Source organism: Chitinibacter bivalviorum (assembly GCF_013403565.1).
Lineage (GTDB): Bacteria > Pseudomonadota > Gammaproteobacteria > Burkholderiales > Chitinibacteraceae > Chitinibacter > Chitinibacter bivalviorum.
Genome location: NZ_CP058627.1, coordinates 3,033,497 through 3,046,263, shown reverse-complemented (window position 1 = coordinate 3,046,263; position 12,767 = coordinate 3,033,497). Strand labels below are relative to the sequence as shown.

General features: G+C 53.6%; 9 protein-coding genes. 5 read left to right on the top strand and 4 right to left on the bottom strand.

Features of this window, described 5'->3' with window-relative positions; all coding sequences use genetic code 11:
- The first annotated feature begins 62 nt into the window (after window positions 1-62).
- Both HQ393_RS14465 and HQ393_RS14460 read left to right on the top strand, forming a co-directional pair.
- Window positions 63-2,687, top strand: coding sequence for a chemotaxis protein CheB (locus tag HQ393_RS14465; RefSeq protein WP_179355909.1), 2,625 nt, complete (start codon window positions 63-65; stop codon window positions 2,685-2,687).
- Between the two features lies 1 nt (window position 2,688).
- Window positions 2,689-4,617: a putative bifunctional diguanylate cyclase/phosphodiesterase gene (locus tag HQ393_RS14460; protein WP_179355907.1), complete on the top strand. Its 1,929-nt coding sequence runs from the start codon at window positions 2,689-2,691 to the stop codon at window positions 4,615-4,617.
- A gap of 56 nt (window positions 4,618-4,673) precedes the next feature.
- Here HQ393_RS14460 and HQ393_RS14455 read toward each other — a convergent pair whose 3' ends face one another.
- Together HQ393_RS14455 and gnd are read right to left on the bottom strand one after the other, a co-directional pair.
- Window positions 4,674-5,666, bottom strand: coding sequence for a M14 family metallopeptidase (locus HQ393_RS14455; protein ID WP_179355905.1), 993 nt, complete (start codon window positions 5,664-5,666; stop codon window positions 4,674-4,676).
- Window positions 5,667-5,848: 182 nt separating this feature from the next.
- A complete protein-coding gene (gene gnd, locus HQ393_RS14450; RefSeq protein WP_179355903.1) occupies window positions 5,849-6,760 on the bottom strand; it encodes a phosphogluconate dehydrogenase (NAD(+)-dependent, decarboxylating) in 912 nt (303 codons plus the stop codon).
- 314 nt (window positions 6,761-7,074) lie between these two features.
- On the opposite strand from gnd, the gene ubiU reads away from it, so the two are divergent.
- From ubiU to ubiT, 3 genes are read left to right on the top strand one after another with little or no spacing between them, the layout of a single operon-like run.
- Window positions 7,075-8,079 (top strand): ubiquinone anaerobic biosynthesis protein UbiU, encoded by a 1,005-nt coding sequence (gene ubiU / locus HQ393_RS14445; RefSeq protein ID WP_179355901.1) that lies wholly within the window; start codon window positions 7,075-7,077, stop codon window positions 8,077-8,079.
- A 2-nt stretch (window positions 8,080-8,081) separates the two neighbouring features.
- Window positions 8,082-8,969, top strand: a complete 888-nt coding sequence (locus tag HQ393_RS14440) for a U32 family peptidase (protein WP_179355899.1) — start codon at window positions 8,082-8,084, stop codon at window positions 8,967-8,969.
- Window positions 8,966-9,397: a ubiquinone anaerobic biosynthesis accessory factor UbiT gene (ubiT, locus tag HQ393_RS14435; protein WP_179355897.1), complete on the top strand. Its 432-nt coding sequence runs from the start codon at window positions 8,966-8,968 to the stop codon at window positions 9,395-9,397. Before HQ393_RS14440 ends, ubiT begins: the two co-directional genes overlap by 4 nt.
- Before the next feature lie 101 nt (window positions 9,398-9,498).
- Here ubiT and HQ393_RS14430 read toward each other — a convergent pair whose 3' ends face one another.
- On the bottom strand, window positions 9,499-11,103 hold the full coding sequence (locus tag HQ393_RS14430) for a methyl-accepting chemotaxis protein (RefSeq protein WP_179355890.1): 1,605 nt from the start codon (window positions 11,101-11,103) through the stop codon (window positions 9,499-9,501).
- Between the two features lie 136 nt (window positions 11,104-11,239).
- Complete coding sequence (gene amt / locus HQ393_RS14425; protein WP_218871194.1) at window positions 11,240-12,760, bottom strand: ammonium transporter; 1,521 nt, start codon at window positions 12,758-12,760, stop codon at window positions 11,240-11,242.
- Between the last annotated feature and the right edge of the window lie 7 nt (window positions 12,761-12,767).

The following is a 12,767-nucleotide window of genomic DNA, read 5'->3' as shown; positions in this document are numbered from 1 at the left end:
TCCCTCGTCTATACTCGGCTTTCGCTGTAATAAAACCCGTCACTCACATCAAGGAGTCTGGAATGCCCGAATACTCAGGGCAGGCCGCTCCGTCTGATCAGGCCAGCCCTCTTCAGCCGGCTAGTCTGATATCTGCGCCAGCAAGTGCAACTACCGCGCCTTCACCCACTAGCCCCTTCGCCATAGTCGGCATTGGCTGCTCGGCAGGTGGGCTCGATGCGCTTGAGGCTTTTTTCTCGCAAGTCGATCCGCAATGCGGCCTCGCCTTTGTCGTAGTGCAGCATCTCGACCCCGATCACGTCAGTCATTTACCAGAAATTTTGCAACGCAGTTGCTCGCTCCCTGTGTCGGAAGTCAACCAGCATGATGTGCTGCAGGCCAACCGCATTTATGTGATCCCGCCGGGTAAGGATTTATCGCTCAGCCTCGGTGCACTGGATTTATTAGCGCCGTTTGCAACGCGCGGTTTGCGCTTGCCGATTGATTTCTTTTTCCGCTCGCTGGCCACGGCCATGGGCGCGAATGCCATCGGCGTGATTTTGTCGGGCATGGGTTCGGATGGGGTGCAAGGCATGAGCGCCATTCACGAAAAAGGCGGTTTAACGCTGGCGCAACTGCCCGCCAGTGCGCATGCCGATAGTATGCCGCGCAGTGCGATTGAAGCCGGGATTGTTGATTATATTGACTTGGCCGAGGCGCTGCCGTCCTACATTATGGCGCACCGTAAACAGCTGGCGGCCAATGTTGGTCCGCATTTACTCAACGTCAATGCCAGCCAAGATGAGCTGGAGCATATCGTCAATCTATTGCGCAATCGCACTGGGCACGACTTTGCGCACTACAAAGCCAACACACTCAACCGGCGTATCGAGCGCCGTCTGGCCTTGCATCAGCTCACTAGTATGGCCGAATACCTGCTGTATCTGAGCAACAATCCGCAAGAGCTCGATCTACTGTTTAAGGAATTATTAATCGGCGTGACTCATTTCTTTCGCGACCCCCTTGTTTGGGCATTTTTACAATCCATTGGCCTGCCCACTTTGCTGGCGCGCCACCCTGCGGGCAAGGCATTCCGTGCCTGGGTGCCGGCCTGCTCGACGGGCGAAGAAGCGTATTCGCTGGCGATGTGTTTCAAAGAAGTCGTTGAAAAGCTCAAGCCCGAAGGCCTGTTTACGCTCCAGATCTACGCCACCGATCTGGATACCGACGCGATCGATCGCGCCCGCAAAGGCTTTTTTGCTGCCCCAATTGCCGAGCAAATGTCGGAAGAACGGCTGGCGCGGTTTTTTACTGCCGAAGAGGGCGGCTATCGGATCAGCAAAGAAATCCGCGAGATGGTGATTTTTGCGCCGCAAAACATTATTTCCGACCCGCCCTTTACCAAGCTCGATCTGATTTCCTGTCGCAATCTGCTGATTTATTTTGACTCGCAACTACAGCATAAATTACTGCCGCTGTTTCATTACGCGCTCAATGACGGCGGGCTGTTGGTGCTGGGTAGCTCCGAGAGTATTGGCGGATTTAGTGATTTATTTATGCCGCTCGATCAAAGCTCGCGGATTTTCCTGCGCCTTGGGCAAGCCTTGCGCCCGTCTTTATTCAGCTTTCCGGCTAAAATCAGCACCAGCGGCATGGAGCACCCAACGCCCAGTTTACTCGAACGCGGCGAGAGCTTGGAGCAACTGACCGATCAGCTGATACAGCAAAATTATGCGCCTCCCGCCGTGCTGGTCAATAGCACCGGCGACATCCTGTATATCAGTGGTCGCACGGGTAAATATCTGGAGCCCGCAGCTGGCAAGGTGAATATCAATATACATGCCATGGCGCGGGAAGGATTGCGCGAAGCATTGACTGGCGTCATTCGCAATGCGCTCCAACAAAGCCAGCCGATTATGCTCAATGGCTTGCAGATCAACTCGGGCGAGCAAATCAACACCGTCAATGTCACCGTGCGCGCGATCGAGCAACCCGAACGCTTGCGCGGCCGCGTGCTAATTGTGTTTTACGACGTACCCACCCCACAAAATCTCGCGCCGCTGGATGGTACGGCGACCAGTGGCGAGCAATTGCTGACCTTGGAGCTGGCGCAAACCCGCGCCGCCTTGCATCAAACGCACGCCGAAATGCAAAGCGCGCTGGAAGAATACAGTGTGGCCTACGAAGTCTTGCAATCGACCAATGAAGAGCTGCAATCGACCAACGAAGAGCTGACCACTTCGAAAGAAGAGCTGCAATCGCTCAATGAAGAGATGCAAACGGTCAATACCGAGCTGCAAGCCACCGTCGATGAGCTGCGCTGGGTGCGCAATGACATGACCAATTTGCTCAATAGCACCGAAATTGCGACGATTTTCCTCGATAGCCAAATGAAGCTACGGCGCTTTACCACGCATGCAACGCAATTATTCAAGCTGATTCCGCGTGATGTGGGTCGCCCGCTGTCGGATATTGTGAGCGAGCTGGAAAACTGCCCAGAGCTACTGAACAACGCCATCGAAGTGCTACGCAGTCTGGTGTTTCAGGAAAAACAAGTCAAAACCAAAGATGGACATTGGTATCGCGTCCGCATCATGCCCTACCGAACGCTGGAAAATGTGATCGACGGCGTCGTGATCACTTTTATTGATATTGCCGAAGTGAAGCAACTTGAAGCAGCTTTAAGGCGGCAAACGCTGGACGCTTAATATGGCCCAATTTTTCATTTCCAATGAGACCAAACGCTTGCGCGAGCTGGCTGAACGCAAGCTCAGCGAGCAGTCTATGCGCGACGTGCCCGATCTGGGCGACACGCTCAGTCAGCGTTTGGTGCATGAACTGCAAGTGCATCAGATCGAGCTGGAAATGCAAAATGAAGAGCTCAAGCTCGAACAAACTCGGCTCAAACTAGCCGCCAGCGTCTTCAATAACACCTACGAAGGCATCATCATTACCGATGCCAACAAACTCATGCTGGAGGTCAATCCCGCCTTCAGTCGCATCACCGGCTATAGCCCGCACGAGGCCATCGGGCGCAACCCCAAGATGCTGGCCTGCGTCAAAGAAAACGCGAGGATTTATACGGAAATGAAGGCGGCGCTGCATGCACAAGGTTGCTGGCGCGGCGAGCTGCTCAATCAGCATAAGAGCGGCGAAGCTTATCAAATCACGCTATCGGTCACCGCCATACATGATGAAGTGGGCAAGCTAATCAATTATGTCGGCGTTTTCACCGATATTAGCGTGCTCAAACGCCACGAAGCCGAGCTTGACCGCATTGCGCATTACGACCCGCTCACCGGCACCCCCAATCGTCGTTTGCTGGCCGATCGGCTTAATCAGGCCATTGCGCATGCTCAGCGTAGCCGCTTGGCCATGGCCGTTTGCTATCTGGACCTCGATGGTTTCAAACAAATCAACGATCAGCATGGCCACGCCATGGGCGATGAAGTGTTAATCGAAATCACGCGCCGACTGTTGGCGATACTGCGCCCAGATGACACCTTGGCGCGATTGGGCGGCGATGAGTTTGTGATTTTACTCACTGACCTGCCGCAGCAAGACGAATGCCAAATGATATTGAGCCGAATTTTGGCCGCAGTCTGTACGCCCATGCAGCTCAATAAGCACCAGCTCAATCTATCGGCCAGCATTGGCGCGACATTGTTCCCGAGCGACCCGCACGAGCCCGATCTGCTGATCCGACACGCCGATCAGGCCATGTATGCGGCCAAAAAAGCGGGGAAAAACCGCATTCATTTTTACAGCCCGGCAGAAGATTTACTGCTCGTGCAACGCAATCAAAATATCGAGCGCTTGCGTTCGGCGCTCAGCGATCAGGAATTTGTGCTGCATTACCAGCCCAAGGTGGATTTGCTCTCGGGGGAAATCATCGGCCTTGAAGCACTGCTACGCTGGGAACACCCGCAACTTGGCCTGCTCACGCCCAGCCTCTTCCTCGCGGATATCAATGGCTCGCCGCTGGAAGTACCGGTGGGAGAATGGGTCATTGAAACCGTGCTCAAGCAAATGAGTGCATGGCAAACCGCAGGCTTGCACGTCAAAGTCAGCCTCAATATTGGTGCTGCGCATTTATTCCAGCCCGACTTTTACGACCAGCTCAACCGCCTTTTGAGCAGCTACCCCAAAATCAACCCGGCTCATTTGGAATTGGAAATCCTCGAAACCACCGCCATCAATGACTTTGCGATGGCCTCTGAAGCGATGGCGCGCTGCCACCAACTCGGGGTGCGGTTTGCGCTGGATGATTTTGGCACCGGCTATTCATCGCTGGCCTATTTGCGCCGCCTGCCGATTGATATGCTCAAAATCGATCAGTCGTTTATTCGGGATATCCTGACCAACGCCAGCGATCTTGGCATTGTTGAAGGGGTGATTTTGATGGCCGCAGTTTTAAAACACCCCGTCCTTGCCGAAGGCGTTGAGACGCTGAAACATGGCGCATTACTGGTGCAAATTGGCTGCCACCTGTGCCAAGGTGATGGCATCGCCCAGCCCATGCCGGCCGAGCAAATTCCGGCGTGGATCACACAATGGCATGCCGAAGAAATCTGGCACACGCTCGGCAAAATGATGCTCGACGAGACAAACAGCGAAGTGATCGTCGAAAATAAATAAGGGTATTACCCCAAAATCAAATTAATAAAATGATTTCAGAGCAATACCCCTGTAAATTATTTCTTTGCCGCCATCCCATCGACTAAGCGATCGCTAGCTTGGGCAAAATAAAACCACTCATTGCCCGGGTTGGCCGCCGGATTCGGGAACAGGATGTAGCCATCTGCTGGCGCAGTCACCGCGCTACCATCAACGCGATGGCCAATCACATCACCGAGCTGCAATGGATCAAAGCTGGCCCAAGTTTTCACAAAGGTGTCGCCCAGATCGTGACGGTCGATCACTTGCGTGAGTTTTAATAATTCAAATTCAGTTTGCACTTGCGGCGCAGGCAAATCCGCTAGATGCATTTGCGCGATCGTATTGCGAATCGCTTGATAAGCCACTTCGGGCGCGTCTTCGTCCAGATGTTGGCCGCATTCCAGCGTCAGGGCGATGCCGCCATGCGCGCGGGTGTATTCAGTGGTGCCGACACCGTAGCTCGGGTCGGTGCTCAGCATTTGCGCGCGCTCGCTGGCGCTGCTGTGGGCCAAGCGGTTTTTAACGCCTTCTGCATACGTTTCCAACCAGCCTTCAACGATGCGCTTAGGCCCCAAACGTACGGCCAAGGCTTCTTCTTCCGCGGCGCGCGAGAACGGCGACAAATCGCCTTCGTTATTTTCTGGGCCGAGCATAATGAATGGCTCGCCCGGAGGATTGGTCGTCGAATGCAGATCGAGCAAGACGTCTTGCTGCTCCAAAACGGGGCACAGCATATTGGCGATACGGTCTTCAAAATCATGTGGCAAGGCATTGGGGCGCAGATTGCGATTTAGATTGCGATCGCCATTGCGCTCGTTTTTCGCGTGCGCCAAGGGATTGGTCACCGGAATAAACGTAATCTGGCCGCGTTGCAACACTATTTCACCCGAATCGAGCTCACGCATGACACGCTCAATCGCGAGCGGGCCACAAATCTCATTACCGTGTACCGCACCGAGCACGACCAGTTTCGGGCCTGCGGTGAGGCCAGTGTAGACATAAGATTTGAGCATGTGCTGATGGATCATCGCAGCGGTTTCCACAAGAAAATCAAAGAGTCGCAATTATCGCGGTATTGCCGCGAAATGGCGAGAAGATGAGCGTAAAAAAACGCCGTCGGGGACGGCGTTTTGGGCTTTAAGCACTTTTATTCAGCGCTTATTTTTTAGACATCGCGTGACCACTTACTTTTTTGACATGGCGTGACCGCTTATTTCTTAGACATGGCGTGACCGCCAAACGCATTGCGCATCAGCGACAGCATTTTCATCGCGTAATCGTCATTGCCGCGTGAAGCAAAACGCGCGTACAAGCTCGTTGCCATCACGGGCGCGGGAACGCCCAGCTCAACCGATTCCAGCACTGACCAGCGGCCTTCACCTGAATCAGGTACATAGGCGTTCAGATCGGCCAATTCAACGTCATGCGAGAAAGATTCAGCCACCAAGTCGAGCAACCATGAGCGCACGACTGAGCTATGGCGCCAAGTTTCAGCGATTTCAGCCACATCCAGATCGAATTCTTTTTTCGCTTTCAGCATTGCAAAGCCTTCAGCAAACGCTTGCATCATGCCGTATTCGATACCGTTGTGCAGCATCTTGGTGTAGTGGCCAGAGCCAGCTGGGCCAGTGTGCGTCCAGCCGCGTGTTGCGTCTGGTGCCAAGATTTTCATGAATGGCGTAGCGATTTCAGCGGCGTCTTTGTCGCCACCGAACATCAAGCAGTAACCGTTCTGCAGACCCCAAACACCGCCTGAAACACCCGCATCAACAAATTTGATGTTCAACGCAGCCAATTCAGCGCCGTGGCGTTGGCTGTCTTTGTACATCGCGTTCGCGCCGTCGATGATCAAGTCGCCGGGAGCCAGCAATGTTTTCAACTCAGTGAAAGCGGCTTCAGAGATATCGCCCGATGGCAACATCAACCACACCACGCGTGGCGTTGGCAGCGCAGCGATCAGCTCAGGCACAGATGCAAAAGCGCGAAAGTTGGCTTCTTCTTTAGCCAAACCTTCACGAGTCTCTGCGCTGACGTCAAAACCAAATACATTGGCTCCGCCGCGCGAGAGACGGCGCGCCATATTGCCGCCCATTTTGCCCAAACCGATCATTGCGATATTCATTGTGTATTTCCTTCGAGGTGTCCAGCCAGAGACGGATAGTCACTGGCGTGCCTGTAGCCATAAAAAATGCGTACCCGTATTTTCTAGCAAGACAGCGCGAACGCCAAGCCAGATTTACACTAATTCCCTAATTAATTTACCTAATTCGCGAAATTTGGCGAAATTTCCCTCATCCAAGCTGCAATTTGACCCTTTTCGTCTACCTCCAATGCCCCTAAAACAGTCAGCCAAAACTTGACCTGCATTAAAACCTTCGCTCGCCAGTCGTCCTAAGCTGCCCCATCTGCAAACTCGTCTGCAAACTGGGAGCTGCTATGTCTGCTCATTTGCCCGAACTCATTTGCCCCGCCGGTAGCCTGCCTGCACTGAAAGCTGCGGTTGACCAAGGGGCTGACGCGGTTTATCTGGGATTCAAAAACGCCACCAATGCCCGCAACTTCGCCGGGCTTAATTTCACCGATACGCAAATCAAAACGGGCATCGAATACGCCCAATCTCGCGGCCGTGAAGTGCTGGTGGCGATCAACACCTACGCCCAAGCGGGTCGTGTCAAAGAATGGCACGCGGCGATTGATGCCGCCGCCGATGCGGGCGCGAATGCGGTGATTTTGGCTGATTTGGGCCTGCTCGATTACGCGATGCGCGTGCATCCGCAGCTTAATCGTCATTTATCGGTGCAAGGCTCGGCAACCAATTTTGAAGCGGTGAATCTGGCGCAAGATTATTTCGGCATCCGCCGCGCCGTATTGCCGCGCGTTTTGACACTGCCGCAAGTGGAGTACGTCATCAAGAACACGTCCGTCGAGATCGAAGTATTTGGCTTTGGTAGCTTGTGTGTGATGGCCGAAGGGCGCTGCATTTTATCGAGCTATGCGACGGGCGAATCGCCCAATACCCATGGGGTGTGTTCACCCGCAAGCCATGTGCAATGGCTACCCAAGGGCAATACCATGGATACACGCCTCAATGGGATATTGATCGATCATTTTGAGGCAGATGAGCCTGCGGGTTATCCCACACTGTGTAAAGGTCGGTTTGACGTTAATGACACCACTTATTACGCGCTGGAAGAACCAACCAGCCTGAATGCGCTGTCGGTGCTGCCCGAGCTGATCCGCATTGGCGTGAAAGCGATCAAAGTCGAAGGCCGCCAGCGCAGCCCGGCGTACACGGCAGAAGTGACCAAAACACTGCGCGCGGCGATAGATGCCGCTGGCGATGCGCGTTATTCGGTCAAACCCGCGTGGCAACAAGCGCTGACCAAAGTATCCGAAGGCCATCAACAAACCCTCGGCGCCTACAGTCGCCCATGGAGGTAACGATGCAACTCACTCTAGGCCCACTACTGTACTACTGGCCCAAACAGCAAGTGCTCGATTTTTATGCGCAAGCGGCCGACTGGCCGGTGGCAACGATTTATCTGGGCGAAGTCGTCTGCTCGCGCCGCCATGAATTACGCACCGCCGATTGGCTCGCGCTGGGTGCAGAGCTGGCTCAAGCTGGCAAACAAATCATCTATAGCTCGCAAGCGGTGCTTGAATCGGGCTCGGATTTATCCAGCCTGCGCCGCTTGGCGCAAGAAGGCGGCGTGATTGAGGCGAATGATCTGGGCGCAATCCGCGTCGCGCGCGAAGCGGGCATCGCTTATATCGCGGGCCCACATTTGAATATCTACAACGGCGCAGCGCTGGATTGGCATGCCAATGCGGGCGCGATCCGCTGGGTACCGCCGCTCGAAGCCAGCCGCGCCACCGTCGAGGCCATCAACGCCGAGAAAACCGCCGCGATTGCCACCGAGGTGTTTGCGCACGGCCGTTTGCCTTTGGCGTTTTCGGCGCGCTGTTTTACTGCACGGCATTTCGATTTGAACAAAGATGCCTGTGAATTCAAATGCATTGAGCACGCCGACGGCATGGTGCTCAAAACACGCGAAGGCCAAGATTTCTTGCGCATCAACGGCATTCAAACCCAATCGGCCGCCTGCCATGCATTGATCAATGATGTGAATACCATGCGCGGAGTCGATTATTTACGGATTAGCCCGCAAGCAAGGTATACGTCTGAAATCATTGCTGCATATAAACTTCAGATCAATACCCAGCAAAATAATGCCGACTGGCAAATCATTAACCCCGAAGGTCTCGTCAATGGTTACCGGCATGGCCAAGCGGGAATCGTCGCTCAATCTATGGCAACGGAGTGCGTATGAAAATCCCTAAACCTATCGTCCGCATCCTACAAATCCTGCCCGAAGCGCCCCCCGCCTTCGCTGTGGTGACCGCGCTTAATTTAGTCAGAGGGCAGCTCTGGCCCGAGGAAGACTTTGCTTGGTTGGAAGGCAAGACTGTTCGCCTTGAGGCCGTCGACATAGGCTGCGGCTTGTCGTACACCTTTACGGCGGGCAAATTTATGGCCAGCCAGAAAGCGCCTGATGTGACTTTCCGTGCGTGTTTGGCTGATTATTGGGTGATTGCGCGCCGTCAAGAAGACCCCGATACGCTGTTTTTCCAACGCCGATTAACCATTGAGGGCGATACGGAATTGGGCTTGACGCTGAAAAACCTGATGGATGCGACCGATTTCGAACTCTTGTTTGCTCATATCCCGGCGCCGCTGCGCACGCGGCTGAGTTTCTAAACGCCGTTCACATTCGCTCAAATCAAAAAGATCACAGCAATATACTAAGGCGGGTATATTGCTGTGATCTTTTCAAATAAATATCTTGAGCTAAATACCCATCAAACCCTGAAGCGACTCACCGCTTGCTCCAGATCACGCGCTTGCTGGCTGAGCGCTTGAGACTGCGATGCTGCCGCACTGAAGGTAGCCAGATTATCTTGCGCGCCCCGCTCGATGGCATCGACATGGCGAATCACCGCTTGGCTCTGCTCGCTTTGCACCGCCATCACTTGCAGCAAATCATCGACCGCGCTGACCACATTCTGGCTGCTGCTCAAAATTTGCCCCATCGTGGCTTCTGCCGCTTGCGTTTCGCTCAGACCTTGATCGGCCAAGCTCACATTTTGATTCATCCCGGCGACCACGCGCCCCGTTTTTTCGCGAATGCTGGCAATCGCCGCCACAATATCCTGCGTCGCCTGAGTCGTCCGTTCAGCCAATTTGCGCACTTCATCGGCGACCACCGCGAAGCCGCGTCCTTGCTCTCCGGCGCGCGCCGCTTCGATCGCCGCATTCAGTGCCAATAAATTGGTTTGATCGGCGATTTCGCGAATGCTAATGACCAAGCCTGAAATCGACGCAGCCTGATCGCCTAACTCCTGCACTTCAGATGCCGCAGAGTTAATGCCCCCCGCCAAAGTTTCAATACTGTGAGCCGCCGTTTTAATACTATTAATTCCTTCTGCCGCATAGGCACCAGCACCACGCGCTAAATCGGTGGCCACTTGTGTGCTGGCGGTCATATGTTGCAAACCGTCATTGGTTTGCGCAATGCTATGTTGAATACCCGATACCGATAGATTCATGCTTTCCACGCGCGCCAGCAGGCCTTGCACCCGCTCACCTTGCCCCGCGGCCGATTGACCTAATTGGCTGGAGACTTGCCGGATGGCCTTGACCACATGCTGCAATTCGCCCTGCATCTGGCTCACGCCAGCCAGCACAGATTCTTGATTCTGATAGCGAATCGTTTGGCTCAAATCACCGGCGCCAATTTTGCCTACCAACTGGCACAGCATGGCGGGCTCCATCTCGAGCGGTTGATAAATCTTACGGGTAATCCACCACAATGCAGCGCAAACCGCTAAGCCCACCAAAGCAAACAATATCATCATGCTGTTCGTCGCATTATCGAGCGTTGTTTGCTCACGCTCTTGCGCCTCTGCGAAGGCAGCCTGCACTTTGGCATCTTGCTCTTCAATATACTTAGAAAGTGCTGTGCCATCAGCATCGATTCGATCATCACTGGCAGCAAATGCTGCTTCATTGGCTCGACTTTCAATTAATTTGGGCAAGTCGATTAATGCCGATTGCTTCAAATTAGCAAACAGGGCAGTCATTTTCTCTTTCGCTGCGGCATCATCCAAACGGGCTATCGCGGCCTCAATTCCTTTTACCAACGCCTGAGCCTCGGCAAGTCGCTCGGGTTGAACATGGCCTTCATCTTTATCAACGATATTGTCCATGGCATTTAAGGTCACTTGAACCACTTGAGTGCGCAATTGCCCTAATAAATTACTTTGAAATGCCAAATTGCCCGCTTGCGTGACATGTTCTGAGATGCGACGTTGATTAACCCAGCTACTCATAGCCAGCGCGATCAAGCCGACGACGACCGTGGCGGCCAAAATCAATAACCATTGCTTAATCTGAATCTGTTTCATCGACTAACTTCCAATAAAGGCGCTGAACTTCAATCTAGCAAATTACACAGAGCTTGCCGAAAAAAAAGCCCGCCACATCATCCGATGGGCGGGCTTATCAAATGCACTTTTACAAGCACACAGGAACAAACTGCTATTACATGTTGTAAGCTTTCTCGCCGTGGCTGGTCACATCCAAGCCTTCGCGCTCTTCGTCTTCTTTCACGCGCAGACCGATGGTCAGATCAACCAGTTTGTAGGCAATGGCAGCAACCACACCTGACCAAACAATCGTCACAATCACACCAATAGCTTGGATTTTGACTTGCGCCAGAATGCTATAACCCGAGCCTACGCCGTTCGCCACATAATCCCAAACGCCAGTACCACCCAAATCTGGGCTAGCAAACACGCCAGTCAAGATCGCACCCAAGATACCGCACACGCCGTGCACACCGAATACATCGAGCGAGTCATCTGCGCCGAGCAGACGTTTCAAGCCATGCACGCCCCACAAGCCAGCCACACCAGCAATCAAGCCCATCACCAAACCACCGCCCACACCAACAAAACCAGCCGCAGGGGTAATGATAACCAGACCCGCTACCGCACCAGATGCCGCGCCCAGCAGTGAAGGCTTGCCTTTCATAATCCACTCAGCCACCAACCAGCTCATTGCTGCCGCAGCAGGAGCGATCCAAGTATTTACAAAGGCCAGTGCCGCAGTACCGTTGGCTTCGAGCGCAGAGCCGGCATTGAAACCAAACCAACCAAACCACAGCAAGGAAGCACCAATCATCGTCATCGTCAGGCTATGTGGTGTCATTGGATCACGACCGTAGCCAATCCGTTTGCCGACAAAGTACGAACCCACCAAACCCGCAACCGCAGCATTGATGTGCACAACAGTACCACCAGCGAAATCAAGCGCACCGTCTTGGAACAGGAAACCTGCAGTTTTAGTTGCTACTTCAGCTGCTGCAGCATTGATGTAGGCATCAGGACCGGCCCAGTACCAAACCATGTGTGCAATCGGCAAGTAGCTGAAGGTAAACCAGATAACGCAGAACACCAGTACCGCAGAGAATTTGATGCGCTCAGCAAACGAGCCAACGATCAGACCGCAAGTGATTGCTGCAAAGGCGCCTTGGAAGGCGATGTAGATCAATTCGGAAATGCCAATGCCTTTATTAAAGGTGGCCGCAATTGAGTCTGGCGTCACGCCTTTGAGCAATACTTTCGATAGCGAGCCAAAGAACGCATTGCCTTCAGTAAATGCCACGCTGTAGCCATATACCACCCACAGAATCGAGATCAGGCTAAACAGCGTAAAGACTTGCATCAGTACCGACAGCATATTTTTGCTGCGAACCAGACCGCCGTAGAACAGCGCCAAGCCAGGAATCGACATCAAAATCACCAGCGCCGTCGACACAAACAACCACGTATTGTCGCCTTTATTAATCGTTACCACTGGTGCAGCAGGTGCAGACGCAGTAACAGCGCTTGCCACAGCCACGGCTGAACTCGTTTCTGCCGCAACCACACTGGCTTTCACTTCACTCGCAACCACTTCAGCAGCTGAGGCAGAAGCCACCGCGGATGCTTCTTCGGCATACGTCGGTGCTGCGAACAGCATCGCGCCCAATAGCGCGATAGATCCTAGGAATTTTTTCATTTCGCTC

What these genes read in the sequence shown, in the direction of transcription:
- HQ393_RS14465 (WP_179355909.1), top strand. Translation starts at nt 63, where the DNA reads ATGCCCGAATACTCAGGGCAGGCCGCTCCGTCTGATCAGGCCAGCCCT.
- HQ393_RS14460 (WP_179355907.1), top strand. Translation starts at nt 2,689, where the DNA reads ATGGCCCAATTTTTCATTTCCAATGAGACCAAACGCTTGCGCGAGCTG.
- HQ393_RS14455 (WP_179355905.1), bottom strand. Translation starts at nt 5,666, where the DNA reads ATGATCCATCAGCACATGCTCAAATCTTATGTCTACACTGGCCTCACC.
- gnd (WP_179355903.1), bottom strand. Translation starts at nt 6,760, where the DNA reads ATGAATATCGCAATGATCGGTTTGGGCAAAATGGGCGGCAATATGGCG.
- ubiU (WP_179355901.1), top strand. Translation starts at nt 7,075, where the DNA reads ATGTCTGCTCATTTGCCCGAACTCATTTGCCCCGCCGGTAGCCTGCCT.
- HQ393_RS14440 (WP_179355899.1), top strand. Translation starts at nt 8,082, where the DNA reads ATGCAACTCACTCTAGGCCCACTACTGTACTACTGGCCCAAACAGCAA.
- ubiT (WP_179355897.1), top strand. Translation starts at nt 8,966, where the DNA reads ATGAAAATCCCTAAACCTATCGTCCGCATCCTACAAATCCTGCCCGAA.
- HQ393_RS14430 (WP_179355890.1), bottom strand. Translation starts at nt 11,103, where the DNA reads ATGAAACAGATTCAGATTAAGCAATGGTTATTGATTTTGGCCGCCACG.
- amt (WP_218871194.1), bottom strand. Translation starts at nt 12,760, where the DNA reads ATGAAAAAATTCCTAGGATCTATCGCGCTATTGGGCGCGATGCTGTTC.